Genomic DNA, 17845 nt, shown 5'->3' with positions numbered 1-17845 from the left:
TCGGTGCAGTCGGCGGCGGAACCGGCACGAGGTCTCTGCGGGTGTTCCCGTAGCTCGGGCCGCCCGCGACGCCCGGAGGTGCGCGCCCATACATCTCGCGCATGGACTGGTGTGTCCTCTTCGTCCGGTTACGCTCACTCGTCCGGGGGTGGGCGACGATGCGGATCGCGTTCGTGGGTGAGGAGGCGGCCGGGGCGCGGGCCGTCGCGCGGGTGGTGGCCGGCGACCACGAGCTCGTGTGTGCGCTGACCGACTCGGCGCCCGTGGGCGGCTCGGTGGCGACGATCGCCACGGAGGCCGGCGCCCCCGTGCTGCCCGCCAGACGGGTCCGCGACGTCGCGCTGGCCGACGAGCTCCGCGCGCTCGGGGTCGACGTCCTGCTCAACGTGCACTCGCTGGCCATCGTGCGGGCGGAGGTGCTGGCCTCGCCGCGCGTGGGCGCGTTCAACCTGCACCCGGGGCCGCTGCCGGAGTACGCCGGGCTCAACGTGCCGAGCTGGGCGGTCCTGCACCGCCGCGACCGCCACGGCGTGACGCTGCACCGGATGGAGCCGGGCATCGACACCGGCGACGTGGTGTCCCGCGCCGACTTCGATCTGACCGCGCGCGACACCGGGCTGACCGTCTCGACCCGGTGTGCTCAGCGCGGGATCGAACTGGTCGACGACCTGCTCGCGCGCCTTCACGACGACCCGCGCGGGTTGCCCCGCACGCCGCAGGACCTCTCCGCGAGGGTCTACTACGGCCGCGAGGTGCCGCAGGAGGGCTGGATCTCCTGGTCCTCCTCGACGGCGGAGGTGGACGCGTTCGTCCGTGCGTTCGACTACCGGCCGTTCCGGTCGCCGTGGGGTGCGGCCCGGACGCTGGTGCCGGGTGTGGGGGAGGTGGCGGTGACGCGGCTCGAGCCGGACGTGTCAGACGGTGCGGCGGAGCCAGGTCGTGTCCGTGTCGAGGGTGAACAGGTCCGGGTGGGGACCGGCGACGGCTGGGTGCGGGTGCTCGGGACGACCGTGGACGGGCGTTCGACACCGGTCCACGAGATCCTCGACGACGGCCTCGTGCTCAGTAGTTGAAGTGGCCGTTCCAGAGGGCTGCCGGCCACTTGACGAGCACGGACCGCTGACAGGCCCCTGACCTGTCTGTGCCGAGGTTTCCCTTTCTGGCCCATCGGTTCGACGAGGCGGCGGCCTCCGCGGAGCGGGCTGGGGGGCCCATGTGCCGCTCGGGGTGGCGGTCGCGCTGCAGGCGGCGCCGGTCCCGTCCGTTCCGGTCCTCCCGGCCTTCCCGACGACGGCCCCTGCCGCCGTAGCCCCGGTGGTCGCGCCGGTCTCGACGACCACCGCGACGCCCCGTTCCCGGAACTGCGGCTACGTCGACTCCCAGGGCCGGGAGCGCTCGCGCGACCGGTGGATCGACGACCAGCTCCTCGACGCGCGGGGAACTGACTCCGGTCTGCGGCGACGGGCGTCGATACGATCACCAACGTGTTCTCAGCAGGGAGGAGAGTTCTCCCGTGACCGTGGACCTGACGGGGCTCCGGACCGCACTGATCACCGGAGCCAGCTCGGGGATCGGGTGCTCCCTCGCCGAGGCGCTCGCGGCCCGTGGGCACGATCTCGTCCTGGTCGCCAGGAACCGGGCCCGGCTCGATGCGCTCGCCGAGCGCGTGCGTCAGCAGCAAGGGGTCCTGGTCGAGGTGCTGGTCGCCGACCTCACCGACCCGGAAGACGTCGCGCGGGTGGGGACCCGGCTCACGCAGACGGAGCGCCCGGTCGACCTGTTGTTCAACAACGCCGGGGACACCGTCGACGCCGCGCTGGGCGACGTCGACGTCGACCGACTGCGCCGCCACGTCGCCCTCAACCTGGGCGCTGTCCTCGCCCTCACCCGCACCGCGCTGCCGGCGATGATCGCCCGCCGTCGTGGCGCGGTGGTCAACGTCGCCAGCGTCGATGTCTTCGTGTCCAAGGCCGGTCCCGCCGCCGTCTACAGCGCGGGGAAGCTGTGGGTCACGGTCCTCACCGAGTCGCTGGCCCAGGAGCTCCGCGGCACTGGCGTTCACGCCATGGCACTGTGCCCCGGCCTCACCGACACCGAGTTCGCCGACCGGAACGAGGTCGGTGCGACGTCGCCCCGCCGATTCGGTGCACGCTCGTGGTCGCCCGCCGACATGGCGCAGGCCTGCCTCGGTGATCTCGCGCGGGGTCGGGTCGTGTCCGTGCCGGGGGTCCGGTTCCGCGTCACCGCGACCCTCGGTCGTCTCGTGCCCCACCGACCGTTGGGTGTCCTTCCGACCCTGGCCCGGCGACGACGGTCCGGGCTCGCCAGTGGCGTCCCCCGTCGCGCCCTGATCACGTCGGCGGACTCCGACCTCGGCGGCACCGTGGCGCGCACTCTCCTGGCCGAAGGCACGGAGGTGGTCCTGGTCGGCCGCGCGGAGGACCGGATGGCCCGGCTGGTCGAGTCCCTCGGGAGCGCCGACCAGAAGGCCGTCGAGGTCGTGGCCGCCGACCTGGCCGTCCCCCTCGAACGGGAGTACATCTGCCGACGCCTCCAGGACGAGAGCAGGCCCATCGACCTCGTCGTGCTCGGCGTCGAGCGTCCCGCACTGTCGACGAACTTCTCGAACACTGCCCTCGACGTCCTGCAGTCCGAACTGCAGGCCGGCCCGATGGCCGCGCTCGAACTCCTCCGCGCCGCACTGTCCGCGATGTCGGCGGGCAGAGGAGGTCGCATCGTGACGCTGCCCGACGCCGCCGGCTTCAGCCCGGGGCGAGGGACGACCCGTGGAGCGACCGACGCGTTCGTGCTCTCCCTGACCCGGTCGTTCGGCATCTCCGTGCTCGATTCCAAGGTGGACATCGTGGCCGTGGTCCCGCCGCGGACGGGCACCGCCCTGTCGCGACGCTCCGAGGGTGAGATCACCGGAGCAACCCGGTCCGGCTCGTTGGTCGTCGCGCCGCCGCGGGTCGCGCTGGTCGATCTGGCCTGTCGGGTCGTGCCTCGGGCGGTGCGCCGCCGTCTGGCGACCATGATCCGTCGCTGATCCAGCGACCAGGCTTACCGAGAATTCGTTCGGCAGCACAGCATTCACTCGCTACGTTGCTCGGCGCGGGTGTAGCTCAGAGGCCAGAGCTGTCGTCTCCAAAGCGACCGGTCGGGGGTTCGAGTCCCTCCACCCGTGCTGATGTCCTCGAAGGTCAACCCTAAGCGAGAACCGGGTCCCGGGGACCCGGTTCTCGGTCATCGACCCACAGCCCGAGGCGCAGCACGAGGGCGAGGCCACCGGCGTCCGCGAGCTCCCCAGGCCGTCACGGCCGCCGAGAGCTGGGACCTCTCCCGGGCGAAGAAGGCCACGCGGTGGCCGTTCCCGCCCGAGGGGTGCGGGAAGCCCGACAGGACCCGCGCAGGATCCACACCCGCGAGGCGGAAACCCTGCTCGGCGGCCACCCCGAGCGGCACCACCAGCGCGTCGGGCGCCGACGTGAGGGCGGCCGCGAGGACGCGCTCGGCGAAGGCCCGGAGCAGCGGATGGCCGTCGAGCGCCGGGGATGAGCCGCGGTAGTTCTCCCCGCCGCGCACGAAGACGGGATGGCAGACGACCGACGTCATCGCGACGAGGTCGGTCCGCTCGTGGAAGAGGTCGTTGCAGGTCGGGATGTCGAGGGCGGTGGCGAGGCCGATCCCGTCGAGCATGGTGACGAGGTTGCGGCGCATGGGGTCGGCGAAGCTGGCCGTCGACTTCGCCTGCGCGAGGGCCACGTCGAGGGAGGCGCCCGCTCGCAGGGCGGCCGAGGCGGTGGCGAGGGCGAGCCGGGCCTGGGACCGGCCGGGAGTGATGCCCACCAGCGCGACCCGGGCCGACGCGTTGAACCGGTCGAGGGGAGCGAAGTACACCTCGAGGGCCGGGTCGCGGTGGAGCAGGAAGCGCTCCGCGGTGACGTCGCCGTCGGTCACGGGACTTGGAAGGCCTCGGAGCGTGTCCTCGAAGGCGACCGAGCACCACGTCGCAATGATGGTGTCGTCCGCGGCCGCGGCGAGGAAGCAGTGGCTCACGGACCCATGGTGCGGTCTGGAGGTAGTGACACTGCTTGCCCTCGTCCGCCATCCGACTCGCACGGGCCTCATGTGCAAGCGCCCATGAGGTCCCACCGCGCACCGGTCGTCGTCTCGCCGCCGGCTGATGTGCGCGGCAGAACGCCGCCCTCCGGAATTCGTTCGCCGAAGACGCTGCCGCTGCCTACGTTGGTCGACGCGGGTGTAGCTCAGAGGTCAGGGCTGTCGTCTCCAAAGCGACCGGTCGGGGGTTCGAGTCCCTCCACCCGTGCTGAGGGAATAGACAGGCCGAAAACCTGAGCAGTCCGACCGGTAGCTGACGAGTCGCGTGTTCGAACTCATCGAGCAACCGATCAACCGAGTCTTGCCGACACGCTTCCCGATGGCGACCCTTCGTGGTCGTCGCGCGCGTCCGGGTCGTCAGTAGCCGAGACAGTTCGCGTTCGCGCTCTGCCCCGACACCTGCTGCTACGAGACGACGGCCCCGAGGCATCCGTGATGCGGCAGGCCACTGTCCGACTTCGGATCGCCTCCACCGATGAACTCCTCGTACGACGGGCTGGAGCTGACCACCAGGAAACCCGACGAGTTCTGCGTCGCCATGGAGATGTGGGCCCGTCTCAGTGCGGCTTCTGCCAGTTTGCCCGTGTTCGCTCTCTCTCACCGACGTCGGGCCCCGCCGACGTATGCCCCCTGAGCCATGGTGCCGACGCGACGGTCATCACGAGGCCGCGGATAGGATCTGTACCCTAGGCAACCTTCTGTGAATGACGGGGGAATGCATGCTGCTGGATTTTGGTGACGTTCCAGGGTGGATCGAAGCGATAGCGACCAGTCTTGCGTTCGCTGGAACAACCTCTCTCCTGTGGATCGAAAGCCGCCGGCGACGTGAAGAGCGTCGGGCTCAAACAGAGAGTCAGGCTTCAAAGGTTGCACACTGGCTGGACAAATCAGAGGCTGGAGAGTGGTCGCTGAAGTATCGCAACGCTTCCGACGTGCCCGTCTACCGGATCCGAGTGCACGCTTACCTGAACGGTGTGGACATGGGTTATCGGCAGATGCGGCGCATCTACCCGACGGGCGAGGAACACACTCGCCGTCGCATCAACGAGTGGTTGAACGACATAGTGCTAGCCAACTACGACGAGAAGGTCCCGATCTGGATTGATCTGGTCTTCGCCGACGCTACTGGCCGGGGCTGGGTGCGTGATCTCGATGGCTCGCTAGTGCAGCTCAAGGGGACCGCTAGCAAGCCTCCCGAGCGCTTCTCCGGCTATGAGGCGCCAGAACGTGAAGACGTCGGAACCGCGATCGAGCCCGGGTAACGCGCGGGCGTGCTCTGCGGCTGAGCGCTGCGCAGGCTGGGCCCGCACCAACGGCCGGCGCCGTGCGCTCGCGCAGCGATCGTCGGGGTAGCTCATCGATCCTGTTTCGTGCGGATGCCGACAAATCGCGCGCAACGGCTACTCTCTCCGCGTCACCGGATCGGGTGAGTCGCACTGGGGGAGCTGCGATGGGGAACGTGGGCGTTCGCCTGCTCGGGGACGTCGCCGTCGTCCGCGAGGGCGAGGTCGAGCAGACCGGCAGCTCGCAGTCCCGCGCCCTGCTCGCGCTTCTCGCCCTCCGGGCGGGCGATGGGGTGGAGCCCGACCTGCTCATCGACGAAGTCTGGGGCGAGGAACTCCCGGACAACCCTCGTCCCACCCTGCAGGTCGCCGTGCACCGCGTCCGTACATGGCTGGGCGACAAGTCGCTGATCACCGCCTCGGGCGGGCTGTACACGCTGAACGTCGACCGCCGCGACGTCGACCTCCTCGCCTTCCTCGACGCCGCCGACGAGGCATTGAGGGGCACCGACCTCGCCCGGTACGACGAGGCCGCCGCTCTCTGGCGGGAGCCGGTCCTCCCCGGTCTCGACTCACCGCGCCTCGCAGTAGCCCGCACCCACGCCGAGGAGCGCCACCGCACCCTCGTCGAGCGCCACGCGACGCTGCTCGTCGACGCCGGTCGGCCGGAGGCGGTCGTCGACCTCCTCGCGGACGCCGACCGGCTCGACGAACGCCTCGCCGCCCTGTTCGTCCGCGCCCTGAGCGACGCGGGCCGCCCGCGCGACGCGGTCGAGCACTTCCTCGACGTCCGCCGCCGGCTGCGCGACGACCTCGGGGCCGAACCGGGTGAGGAGCTGCGCGAGCTCTACGCCTCGCTCGCCCGTCGTCGCCCGCCCCGTCGCCCCGAGGCCCCCGCGATCGTCGGGCGGGAGGAACTCGTCGCCACGGTCCTCGAGCACCTGCACGACGACGGCCGCGCCGTGATCCTCGAGGCGCCGGCCGGAACGGGGAAGACCGCTGTCCTGCGGGCGCTCACCGACGCCGCACACCAGGCCGGCACGACGACCGCGTCCTCGGCCTGGGGGCCGGGCGGTGCCCCGGCGGAGCCCTGGCACGAGGTGGCGGGCGACCTCGGACTGAGTGGCCGGCCCGACCGTTCCCTCGGCCCGTGGCTGCACGAGGGCCTGGGGAAGGTCGCTGCCGACGGTCCGGTGCTGATCACGCTCGACGACGCCCACCACGCGGACTCCGCCTCGCTCGACGTCCTCCGGGGCCTCGCCCGCCGCGGCCTCCCGCCGGGGGCGGTGCTCGTCGTCGCCGCCCGGGTGCCCGACGCGGTCGCCCATCCCGAATGGCACGCCGTCAGCGCCGACCTCGCACGCGCCGACGGCGTCGAGATGCCGTCGCTCGGCCCGCTCCCGGCACATGCGGTCGCCTCGCTGACCCGCTCGCGCCTCGCGCACCTCCACCCGGACGACGAGTTCGTCGGGCTGGTGCAGGCCCGCACGCACGGGCATGCCCTGCACGTCGCCGCCCTGCTCGACGTGCTCCGGCCGGCCCGATCGCTCGACGATGCCCGCAGCGCGATCGGCACGGTCCCGCCGCAGGTCCTCGCCCTGATCGCCCACCAGGTCGAGCGGCTGCCCGAGCCGACGCGCTCCGCGCTCGAGGCCCTGGCCGTGCTCGCCCCGCTCTCCCTGACCGCGCTCGCCGACGTCCTCGGCCGCCGTCCCCTCCAGCTCGCCGACGATCTCGACCCGGCCGCTCGCGGCGGCTTCGTCGCACCCGAGACCGACCGCTTCGTGCTGCGCCACGAGCTCGACGCCGATGCCTTGCGCGCCCGGGTCCCCGCTGTCCGGGCCGCCCACCTGCACCGGGCGCGGCTCGAGACCGGGGGCATCGACGACGCCTTCGTCGAACTCCGCCACTGCGAGGGAGCCGTGGCGGTCCTCGAGGCGGACCGGGTGGCCGACGCGCGGGTGCGGGCCGGCGTCGAGTCGTACCGGCGGCGGGCGCTGGCCGAGGCGCTGGTCCTGTTCGACGCGGCCGAGGCGGCATCGCCGGACCTGGTTCCGGCGCTCGTCGTACACCGAGCCCTGTGTCTCGGCGCTCTGGCCGGGATGCGTCGTGACGACCGGGACCCCCGCGATCCTGACGACGAGCTGGACGCCGCTGTCGACATGGCGCTCGCCGCAGGAGAGGACGAGCTCGCCCTGCGGGCCGCGGTGGGGGATGAGCCGCTCGGACTCGCCATCGACGGGGACCCTCGCCGCGCGGACCGGCTCCGACGCCTGCTCGACCGACCGCTATCGCCCCGGCAACGGCTCGAGCTGCTCGCGGCCTACATCCGTGAGGTGGGCGCGAGCGCCGGGCCCACGGTGCCGGAGCTGATGGCGGAGGCCCGGGCGGTCGCGCCGGCGGTCCTCGCCGAGGACCCGGCGGCGGTCGCCCGCGTGCGGGCCCTCGAGGCGCGGCAGGTGTCCGACACGACGGCTCCCGCGACGGAGCGGCTCGAGCTCGCGGTCGACGCGCACGCCCTGGCGCTGGCGACCGAGGACCCGATCCTGCAGATCGACGCCCTGGAACTGCTGATGTCGGCCGAACTCGCGAACGGGCGCACCGAGCGCGCGGGGAAGCTCCGGCTCGAGCTCGAGCGGGCCGCGGCGCGCTGGTTCCGCCCTCGTTCCATGTGGGCGGCGGGGGTGATCGAGGCGGCCATGCTCCAGGCCGAGGGTCATCCCGACGCCGAGTCCACGGCCCAGCGGGCCGCCGCCCGAGGCGCCGAGCTCGGTCTGCCGTCGGCCCAGATCGCGGTGGGGGCCCATCTCTTCGCGTCGAGGCTGCTGGCCGGCACCGTCGCCGAGCTCGGGCCGCTGACGGCCGCCGCCTCCGCCCGTGCCGCCAACACCGCGGCATGGGCGGCAGCGACGGCGCTGGCCGAGATGAGCGCCGGGCACGACGACCTCGCCCGCGAACACCTCGCCGAATACTCGCGGCGGGCGGCCAACCCGTCGATGTGGTTCAAGCGCACAGCAGCCGCGATGGCCATCGGTGCCGCATTCGGGCTGGGCGACGCGAAGGTGGCAGCCTCCGCTCTCGCCGCCTTTCCCTCGGAGCCAGGAGGGGCGGTGCTCGTCGGGTTCGGGGGTGCGATCGTGGGGCCGGAGGCCCTGTGGTTCGGGCTCAGCGCCTGGACCCGGGGCGACGAGGCCACGGCGCGGCAGCGATTCGGCGAGGCGGTCGCCTTCGCCGAGCGGTCGGGGTGGGTCCCGTGGGTCACTGCCGCGCGGGCCCTGCGAGCGGCGGTTGATGACGGCAACGCCGCGCTGCCCCTCGGGCTTCGGGTTTCCCGCCGCTCCCCGTGAGGAGACGTGCACACCGAGCGAACGCCACTGCGTACGAGTGAGTGGTTCGAATCGGACGAATGAGTGTATGGCCTTGCACTGTTTGGGCTCTCCGATCACCTTCAGTGGCACATACTGGGGGGGCGCGATGTCGGTCGAGAACGCAGCCGTTCCGTGGGTCGAGCTTCGAGTGCACGGTGTGAGTGGCACACCACCCGAATCGATGCTCGCGGCGGCCCGCGTCGAGCAGGTCGCCGGCGATCAGGACGGGCGTTTCTTCCGCGGAATCGACAACCGGGGCGCGTTACTTCGCGGCGACCACGGCGAGGAGATCGAGGCCTTCCACTGGGGCCGGGCCACATCAGGCTCGGCCGCCAGCGCTTTCTGGTTCCTGCTCGCGCCCTTCGGGATCGTGAACGCTGCGGGTTTCATGTTGCCGATGACCGGGTCGAAATTAGGAGATGCAAGGGCCGCCCGAGGCGGTCGGGCCGTGGCGCGCGCTGCGCTCCGACTTCTGGGCCTCGGGCTCACCGTCCTGCTCACGGTATCGGTGTCGGTAATCCTCCTCGATCTCTGGGCGTGGCAGAAGCCCGGAGGCCCGACCACCTGGGTGTCTCTCCTGGCGATAGCCGGAAGCGCCGTGTTCGTCCTCGGCTGCTTCGGGCTGGCCCGGAATCGTCACGACGTCTGTGAACCGAGCCAAGCGTTCAGGTCCGACGGGCCATCGCGCTTCACGACGCCCGAGTTCCTCCAAGGCGACCCGGACGCACCCGTCCTCCGGTCGGTCCATCTGGCGGCCGGCCTTCTCACGGTCGCTGTTCTCGCAGCACCGCTCGGCCCTCCGACCAGGGAACTCCACGTCACGCGGCTCGTAGCGCTCGTGTCGCTGGGGTTGCTCGCCGCTGTCACGATAGTTCTCGGGGACCGGCCGTGGGGCAGGTTCGCATGGATACAGTCCTGGTCGGGGGTAGCCTTCTACGCTGCAAGCCTGCTGAGCTCGATACCGTTGCTTTTCACCCTGTTCCTCGTGCTGACCGGCCCTGGTTCGCTAGCCCCGGGGAACGTCGCTGAGTCACTGCCTGACGCCGAGCCCGCCTGTTTCGCCGTGATGGTGTGGTGTTGCACCAGTTGGATCGTCCTGCTCATCAGCAATGCCGTGGTGGCATGGAGCGAGAGGCACCGAGAGTCGCCCGATCGCTTCCGGCCCTTCGCCGGGGGTATGGCCGCCACGCTCGTATCCGGACTGGCCATCTTTGTCGCCGTCGGCTACGCCGGTGCTCTGGGCACCGCTGCGGCCAAGGCGCTGGAGGCGCAGCCGTCGGTTCCGGAGGACTACCGGGTCGTGGCCCCCGGCATGCTCAGCCGAGCGGTCTACGCGTGGGGCGTCATGACGTGCCTGCTCATCCTGGTGGGCCTGGTGGTCTTGTTCTGGCTGCCGGTCGCCTCCCCTCGTCGGCGACGCGCCCAGGCAGCCGAGCCCTTCGAGGCGTACGGTGCTCCGCTCCCGGCCTCCTGGCTGACACGCGTAGCTCGAGCGATCGGCGTGGCACGTCTGAAGAACCATCTGGTCGGCCTTCTCGCGTCGGCGACCGCCGTCGGGTGCCTCCTCAGTGTCTTCGCCGCTTGGGGGGAGCTCAGCGACCTTTTCGGATGGGCACCCCCACCGACACTCCTGACCTATGCGTCCACGGCCGGCGCAGGGATCGAGCCCCTGCTCATGGAGGCGGGCACCGCCCTGCTCGGCCTCGTCGCGGTGCGTCTCGCTCTGCTGGGGCGGTCGGCGGCGCGGAACACGACGACCCGCCGCGGGCTCAACGTCATCTGGGACGTCATCGCCTTCTGGCCCAGGTCGTCGCACCCCTTCGTGCCGCCCCCTTACGCCCGAGGCACGATCCGGCGCCTGACCGATCGGGTGGAACACCATCTCGAATCGTCGCGCGGGCCGGTGGTCCTGTGTGGCCACAGCCAAGGGAGCCTGATCTCTTTAGCGACCCTCGTCCGTCTGCTCGCGTCGATGCCGCGCGACTGTCCGGATCGACGTCGTCTCGGACTCGTCACCTTCGGGTCCCAGTTGCAGGTCCTGTTCGCCCGCTCCTTTCCCGGGTACGTCAATTTCGACGTCATTAAGGGGCTGCATCACGATCTCGGCGCCCGGTGGGTCAATCTGTACCGGGATACCGATCACGTTGCCGGTCCGGTGCTGAGCTGGCGCCACACATTCGACGCCTGTGAGGTATCGCGGGCCGATTGGATAGGCGGAGCTGGCGCGGGTGAGAGCCGTCCCGGTCGTCGGGAATTCGGACCCGACTGGAGACTCGCTGATCCGCCGGTCCCCGACCAGGAACTCCAGGTCAAACCGCTCCTCCCGCTCCGCAAGCACGGCGATTACTGGCTCGACGACGCCTGGGACGACGCCGTTGCTGTGGCGCGCGGCTACGACCTCCCTGCAGCCGAGGCGACCCGGCCGACTCTGACCGTTTGCCGATGCTGGTCGGCGAATACCCGCGTCGTGACCGTCGCTTATCTTCGGCAGACGTTGCGGGACTCTTGAGAACTGCCTTTGCCACCGCGCGGCCCGGCTGACGTGGAGCCAGGTGGGCGCGCATCGGGAGCGGCGCCGTTCCGGGTTGTGCCGGCCCTGGCAGGAAGCGGGGGTAGAGCACGCGCGCCCGTTTCGCGCTGTCCCGACCCCGATGCTCTCGTCGAGTCAGGAATCAGGTGTCACAGGGTCGCGCCCGACGCAGGAGGTGCAGCTCCCTCCAGCGCCACGTGGCAGGGGCCGGATTGGCGAGTTGCCGCTTCGACCCGCGCCGCATCCGGGACAGATCATCGATCCTGCGTTCGGATCGAGGGCTCCGGGAGCATGTGGCGGTGCCGAGGTCACGGGACCGGCGTCCGTGGCTCGCGCAGCGGCGTCGAGCCGGTGTTGCGTCGTCCGCCAGTTCGCCCTCACCGCGGCCGCGAGCACGGCGGCCACGAGGAGTGAGAGCGTCAACCAGACGACGGCGACGAGCACCCACGTCCACGGCACGGCATCCCCCGGACCTCGATCGCGGCTCCCACCATAGGAACGTGCGCCCCGCCGGGGACTCGCGCAGACGGCGTACTGCTCGACGCCCCGTGGGGGATGAGGTCCGCCGCGCTCTCGACGACATTCGACACCTCCAGAGCGACGTCGGGGAGGCGGAGGGTTCCGGGCCGTGATCACGACGTCCGTGGTGGTGTGCGCCTACACCGAGGACAGGTGGGACGACATCGTCCGTGCCGTGGACTCGCTGGCCGGCCAGAGCCGCGGGCCCGACGAGATCCTGGTGGTCGTCGACCACAACCCGGACCTCGCTCGACGGGCGACGGAACAGTGGCCTGGGCCCCTCCTCGTATCGGTGGTCGAGAGTGATCGCCCACGGGGGCTTTCCGGGGCGCGGAACACCGGCCTGGCCTCGGCGACGGGAGATGTCGTCGCCTTCCTCGACGACGACGCCGTCGCCAGGCCCGGCTGGCTCGAGGCGATCCTCGCGCCGTTCGACGACGCCGCGGTCGTGGCGGTCGGAGGGGCCGCAGAACCGCAATGGCCCGACGACTCCGGCGCACCGGCCTGCCTCCCGCTCGAGCTCCTCTGGGTCGTCGGGTGCAGCTACGTCCGGGACGAGGAGGATCGCGACGTCCGCAACGTGATGGGTTGTTCGATGGCCCTCCGTCGTTCGTCGGCGCTCGCCCTCGGCGGCTTCACCGAGCGTCTGGGGCGACGTGGCACGGCCCCCTCCGGCTGCGAGGAGACCGACCTGTGTATCCGGCTCCGACAGGCGGACGCAGGTGCCCGGGTGGTGCTGACCCCGGCCGCCGTGGTGGACCACCGCGTCACTCCCGCCCGCACCCGATGGCGATACCTGGTCCGGCGGTGCTGGGGTGAGGGCCGCTCGAAGGCGACGCTCTCACGGCTGGTCGGCGATGGAGACGGGCTCGCCACGGAGCGCTCCTACGTGGTGTCGGCCATCCCGAGAGCGGTATGGCGGGAGTTCACGATCGCGGTGCGCGGCGGTGGCTCGCGCCGCCGGGCCCTCGGTGCCGCGGTGGCGCTGCCGCTGGCCGTCCTCGTCACGGCTCTGGCCTACTTCGTCGGGCTGGTCACCTCGGTGGCGTCGGCGGGGTGGACGGCGCAGGTCGGACTACGGCGCGCCATGGCGCTCGCCCTGCTCGTACTCGGTGCCGCTGCCTCCGTGTCGGCCTTCGTCGGGGCGGAGGGGCCAACGCGCCTTGCGGTGACAGTGCTCTTCCTGGTGCTCGGGCCCGGTTGGGCGGTTGCCGGATTCCTCCGCGGAGCGCCGGTGGCGCTGGTCTGGACGATCGCGCTGGCCGTCGGCTGCGCGGTGGGGGTGCTCGGGGGTCAGGCGATGGTGGTGGCACAGGAGTTCCACCCGGTCCTGGCTCTGTATCTGGTCGCGCTCGTGTGTCTGCCCCTGCTCGTGCGGCACGCCGTGGCGGTCCGGTGACCCCGACGGTCTCGGTCTGCGTCCCAGTACTCCAGGGCGCGCAGGATCTGGCGAAGACCGTCCGAAGCGTCCTGATGCAGGCCTTCACGGACATCGAGGTGGTCGTGCTGGCTGCCCCGGGCGCCGCGGTCACGGCCGATCTCGACGACGACCGGGTACGGGTGCAGCACATCGAGGAGACACTGCCGGTCACCACCATCTGGAACCGATCGGTCGGCGCGTCGAGCGCGCCTCTCGTCAAGTTCCTGCAGCCGGGCGACCTCCTCCACCCGCACTGCCTCGCCGTCCAGGTATCGCTCCTGCAGGCCGAGCCGGCCGCGGCCTTCGTCGCCCACCGCCAGCACCTGATCGACCGACTCGGACGGACGATCGCTCCCGCCCGCTTCCTCCGGGGGCTGCTCGGGGTCCAGGAGCGGCGCCACGTCGCCCGCCGGGTGGTGCGCAGTGGCGCCAATCCCGTCGGATCGACGTCCGGAGTCCTCCTCCGGCGGTCCGTCTTCGACGCAATCGGTGGGTTCCGGCGCGAGCGCTTCGTCGCCGATCTCGATCTCTATGTCCGGATGACCGAGCACGGTCCGATGCTCGGGCTTCCCGACCCCCTCGCCGCGGTCCGGCTCGGCGCATCCCCGCCGGATGCCGATACGGCTGACCGGTTCTTCTCCCTGCAACGCTCCTCCACGAGGGAGTTCGGTCTCATCGACGGGGTGACCCGGGTCGACCGGGTGGTGGGGGCCCTGCGCGCACCCGGGGCGCGTCGACGGCGAGAGGTCGCGTCCCGACTAGGACGATCTGCACGCTCCTCTGCGGTTCCGGGATGACGACCCTCGAGGTACGGGCCAGCGACGTCGAGGACGCCCTGCAACCGGCGTCTGGGCCGAGGACGAGATGGCGGGCACCGGTGTCCGCCGCACTGGCCGTCGCTGCACTCGTCTGCCTGCCTCTGGCCGCAAGCAGCACCGACGTCACGGCGATGGGCGGCCTGGGGCTCGCCGGGGTGCTGTCGGGGTGGGGCTGGGGGGCCGTTCTTCTCGCGGTTCTCGCCTGTGCGGCCGAATTCGCCGGACGGGCCCGTCCACGGGTGCTCGGCTTCGCCACCGGGACGTTGATCCTCTGCTCCACCGGAATGCCCTCCGTAGTGGAGACCGGCGCCCGCATCCCGACCGCGTGGCTGCATTCCGGATTCGTGGAGGTCATCGCCCGCACCGGCCGTGTCCCCGCGGACGTCGACGCCCGGTTCAGCTGGGCAGGCTTCTTCGCCCAGTGGGCCTGGATCACCGAGGCGGGGGGAGGGGCGTCCCTCGACGTGGTCCTGCGCTGGACGCCTCCGGTGATCGTAGTCGTCTGGGCCGTGGGAGTGTTCGCCATCGCTCGGCCACTCCTCGGAGCAGGACGCGGGCCCTGGGTGGCCGTGTGGCTGTTCTGCGGCGCGAACTGGATCGAGCAGGACTACTTCTCGCCCCAGGCGACGGCGATCGTGTTCGTGCTTGCGGTACTGGCGCTGGTCGTCGGCCCGCTGGCGACCCGCCGGGTCCGACCGGAGGACGAGGGGTGGCCGCTGCCGGACCCCGGAGCATCGCCGAGCGGGCCCGTCCGCCGGATGCTCGTGGCAGCGCTGACCCCGGTCCGGCGACCGGACGTCCCCGGGTCGCAGGTACTGCTCTCCTGGCTTGCCTGTGGGCTGTGCCTGCTCGCGGTCGTCGTGGATCACCAACTGACGCCGTTCGCCCTCGGCGGCCAACTGCTGGTGCTCGCACTCGCCGGCCGGTTCTGGGGGCGTTGGCTGGTCCTGGTCCTCATCGCGGCGGAGCTCACCTGGGTGGTGATCGGGGCCCGCGAGGTCTGGCTGGCCCAGTTGCAGCTGATCACCGGGGATCTCGGGGACGTCCAGGGAGCGCTGTCGAGTTCACTGCTCGGTCGGCTCGTCGGCGATCCGGGGCAGCTCGTGGTCAAGGCCGCGCGGATTGTTACGGCACTCGCGACGTGGCTGCTGGCTCTGATGGGGGCCTGGATCCGGTGGCGCCGCGACCGCGAGGTCGTCCTGCTGCTCGTGGCCCTCGTCCCGGTCGTCCTCGTCGCCGCGCAGAGCTACGGCGGTGAGGTCCTCCTCCGGGTGATGCTCTACGGGCTGCCCGTTCTGGCGGTCCTCGGGGCCGAGGCGATCCGGACCGTCGGAACGCGATGGCGGCGGCGGCCGGCGGCCGGTCTCAGCGTGGTCGCCATGATCGCGACGTTCCTCCTCCTGGTGGTGCTTCGCGGAGGGAACGACTCCTACCTGCAGGTGACGCCGAGAGACGTCGCGATCACCCGCGCGGTGATCGCCGAGACGCCTCCCGGGGCCAAGCTCCTGCCGCTCTCCCGGGGCGCGCCGCTCTCGGTCGCCCGGGTCGGCGAACTCACCCAGGTCAACTCGGCGAGGGGATGTTCCGAGCTCGCGGACGATCTCCGGCGCTGTGTCGACCTCGAACGTCCCGACCGCATCCTCGTCATGCCGAACATGGACGCCGGTGGCGTGGCGCTGGAGAACCGGCCGCCCGGGTGGACGCGAGACGCCGTCCGCTTCCTGACGGCGAGTGGTGCCTATCGGCTCGCCTGGCAGATCGACGGCCCGGGTGGACCCGGCGACGTCTCCGCGCTGCTGGTGAGGGTGGTTCCGTGACCGTCGCAGCCGGCGTCGCTGCTGGCGCATTCGCGGTGTTCCTCATGGTCCTGGCTGCACGCGCCGTCGCTACGGAGAGCGCGCCACCGATCGTCCGGCGTGGTCCCCGCCGGGCGCAGGCGGTGCGGATCCTCGACGTGCTCGCCGGCGTCGCCGCCCTCGTCCTGCTGGTGGGCCTGGTGGTGGTCGTGGTCCAGACCCTCGTCTGACCCGGAACGTCCCTCAGACGGTGCGGGCGTCTACGTCGTCTGCAGGTTCCTCCCGGGCGACGAGGCACCGACGATCCGGGACACGCAACAGTGAGGGGACGACGGTGGAGACCCACGACTTCGTGGTGGTCGGTTCGGGTTCTGCGGGCTCGGTGGTGGCGAACCGCCTGAGCGCCGATCCCGCTCGACGGGTCCTCGTCCTCGAGGCGGGACGTCCGGATCGCCGGTGGGACCTTGCGGTCCACGTCCCGGCTGCCCTCGCCTTCCCGGTGGGCAGCCGGTTCCACGACTGGCGCTACGAGTCGGCGCCGGAGCCCCACATGGCGGGGCGCCGCATGCGGCATCCCCGCGGCAAGCTCCTGGGTGGTTCGAGCAGCATCAACGGCATGGTCTTCCAACGGGGGCACCCGTTGGACTACGACCGGTGGGGCGCCGACGAGGGCATGGCGGGCTGGGACTACGAGCACTGCCTGCCGTACTTCAGGAGCCTGGAGACCAGCGATCCCTCGCTGCGCGACGACCTGCGCGGCGCAACCGGGCCGCAGCAGCTCGAACGCGGGCCGGTCGACCACCCGCTCTTCCGTGCTCTCTTCGGGGCAGCCGAGACCGCCGGCCACCGTGTCGTGCCCGGCTTCAACGGCGTCGACCCCGAGGGCTTCGGCCCCTGGGAGCGGACCATCGCCCACGGCCGTCGGATGTCGGCGGCCCGGGCCTTCCTGCACCCCGTGCTCCGCCGCCCGAATCTCGAGGTGCGCACCGGGGCCCTCGTGACCGGCCTGATCGTGGAGTCCGGGCGCGTCGTCGGGGTGCGCTACTCCGACCGTCGGGGGCGGGCCGAGGAGGCGAGGTGCGGCGAGGTCGTCCTCGCCGGAGGCGCTTTCAACTCACCGCAGCTCCTCCAACTCTCCGGGATCGGTGCCCCGGCGACCCTCGAAGGCGCTGGGGTCCGGGTGATGCACGAGCTGCCGGCCGTCGGCGAACACCTCCAGGACCACCTCGTGGCGAAGGTGCAGCACGCATGCTCGTCGCCCGTCTCGATGGGCGGGATGCGACGGAAGCGGAACTGGCCCGGGATCGGGCTCGCCTGGTTGGCCGGTCGCGGTCCGGCCACGACGAACATCTTCGAGGGCGGTGGGTTCGTCCGGACGAGGCCCGAGGTCGACTACCCCGATCTCATGCTCGGTTTCGCGCCCGTCGCGATGCAGTTCCACGAGGGAGCCCCCGAACACGGTTACCAACTGATCATGGCGAGCATGCGGGCCGAGTCGCGCGGATCCGTCCGCATCCGATCCGCCGACGCCCGCCGCTCCCCGGAACTGCTGTTCAACTTCCTGGAGACCGAGCCCGATCGGCGGTTCTGGATCGACGCGCTCCGGATCGCCCGCGAGATCCTCGCCCAGCCGGCGTTCCGGGAGTTCGATGCCGGAGAGGCCTGGCCCGGCCCCGCGGTGGCGAGCGACCGGGAGGTGGTCGACTGGGTCACCCGGACCGGAGAGACCGACATGCATCCGACCTCCACGTGCCGGATGGGCGTCGGTCCCGGGTCGGTGGTGGACCCGACCACGATGCGCGTGCACGGGCTGGAGGGCGTGAGCGTCATCGACGCCTCGGCCATGCCGTACTGCCCGAACAGCGCCACCCATGCGCCGACGATGATGCTCGCCGAGAAGGGCGTGGACCACCTCCTCGGCAACACCCCCGCGCCACCGCAGCGTGTCGCCCGACCAACCCAGACGCCGGAAGCGACGGTCTCGCTCTGACG

Annotated in this window: 11 protein-coding genes and 2 tRNA genes; 12 read left to right on the top strand and 1 reads right to left on the bottom strand. The window is 71.5% G+C overall.

Translation table 11 applies throughout. From position 1 onward, the window contains the following. Positions 1-158 precede the first annotated feature (158 nt). From ACFPBZ_RS05365 to ACFPBZ_RS05355, 3 genes are all read left to right on the top strand, one after another. Positions 159-1073, top strand: a complete 915-nt coding sequence (locus ACFPBZ_RS05365) for a methionyl-tRNA formyltransferase (protein ID WP_378034974.1) — start codon at positions 159-161, stop codon at positions 1071-1073. Positions 1074-1513: 440 nt separating this feature from the next. Further along, positions 1514-3046, top strand: coding sequence for an SDR family NAD(P)-dependent oxidoreductase (locus tag ACFPBZ_RS05360; protein ID WP_378034973.1), 1533 nt, complete (start codon positions 1514-1516; stop codon positions 3044-3046). 65 nt (positions 3047-3111) lie between these two features. Next, a tRNA-Trp gene (locus tag ACFPBZ_RS05355) sits at positions 3112-3184 on the top strand. 59 nt (positions 3185-3243) lie between these two features. Here the strand turns inward: ACFPBZ_RS05355 and ACFPBZ_RS05350 are convergent. Beyond that, positions 3244-4056: a hypothetical protein gene (locus tag ACFPBZ_RS05350; RefSeq protein WP_378034972.1), complete on the bottom strand. Its 813-nt coding sequence runs from the start codon at positions 4054-4056 to the stop codon at positions 3244-3246. A gap of 198 nt (positions 4057-4254) precedes the next feature. Here ACFPBZ_RS05350 and ACFPBZ_RS05345 point away from each other — a divergent pair. The 9 genes from ACFPBZ_RS05345 to ACFPBZ_RS05305 all read left to right on the top strand — a co-directional run bounded on the left by ACFPBZ_RS05345 (position 4255) and on the right by ACFPBZ_RS05305 (position 17843). Beyond that, positions 4255-4327, top strand: a tRNA-Trp gene (locus ACFPBZ_RS05345). A gap of 511 nt (positions 4328-4838) precedes the next feature. Then, positions 4839-5381: a hypothetical protein gene (locus ACFPBZ_RS05340; protein WP_378034971.1), complete on the top strand. Its 543-nt coding sequence runs from the start codon at positions 4839-4841 to the stop codon at positions 5379-5381. A gap of 197 nt (positions 5382-5578) precedes the next feature. After that, positions 5579-8749 carry a BTAD domain-containing putative transcriptional regulator gene (locus ACFPBZ_RS05335; RefSeq protein WP_378034970.1) on the top strand — a complete coding sequence of 1057 codons (3171 nt, stop codon included), beginning with the start codon at positions 5579-5581 and terminating at the stop codon, positions 8747-8749. 127 nt (positions 8750-8876) lie between these two features. Then, positions 8877-11279, top strand: coding sequence for a hypothetical protein (locus ACFPBZ_RS05330; RefSeq protein WP_378034969.1), 2403 nt, complete (start codon positions 8877-8879; stop codon positions 11277-11279). Positions 11280-11928: 649 nt separating this feature from the next. After that, positions 11929-13218, top strand: coding sequence for a glycosyltransferase family 2 protein (locus tag ACFPBZ_RS05325; RefSeq protein WP_378034968.1), 1290 nt, complete (start codon positions 11929-11931; stop codon positions 13216-13218). After that, positions 13215-14036 (top strand): glycosyltransferase family 2 protein, encoded by an 822-nt coding sequence (locus ACFPBZ_RS05320; protein ID WP_378034967.1) that lies wholly within the window; start codon positions 13215-13217, stop codon positions 14034-14036. Before ACFPBZ_RS05325 ends, ACFPBZ_RS05320 begins: the two co-directional genes overlap by 4 nt. An 80-nt stretch (positions 14037-14116) precedes the next feature. After that, positions 14117-15874: a hypothetical protein gene (locus ACFPBZ_RS05315; RefSeq protein ID WP_378034966.1), complete on the top strand. Its 1758-nt coding sequence runs from the start codon at positions 14117-14119 to the stop codon at positions 15872-15874. Further along, positions 15871-16083 (top strand): hypothetical protein, encoded by a 213-nt coding sequence (locus tag ACFPBZ_RS05310; protein ID WP_378034965.1) that lies wholly within the window; start codon positions 15871-15873, stop codon positions 16081-16083. The genes ACFPBZ_RS05315 and ACFPBZ_RS05310 overlap by 4 nt, the downstream gene beginning before the upstream one ends. Positions 16084-16187: 104 nt before the next feature. Continuing rightward, positions 16188-17843: a choline dehydrogenase gene (locus tag ACFPBZ_RS05305; RefSeq protein WP_378034964.1), complete on the top strand. Its 1656-nt coding sequence runs from the start codon at positions 16188-16190 to the stop codon at positions 17841-17843. Positions 17844-17845 lie beyond the last annotated feature (2 nt).

It is taken from the genome of Actinomycetospora atypica, assembly GCF_042653685.1.
GTDB lineage: Bacteria > Actinomycetota > Actinomycetes > Mycobacteriales > Pseudonocardiaceae > Actinomycetospora > Actinomycetospora atypica.
This window is presented reverse-complemented; position numbering and strand designations above follow the sequence as displayed.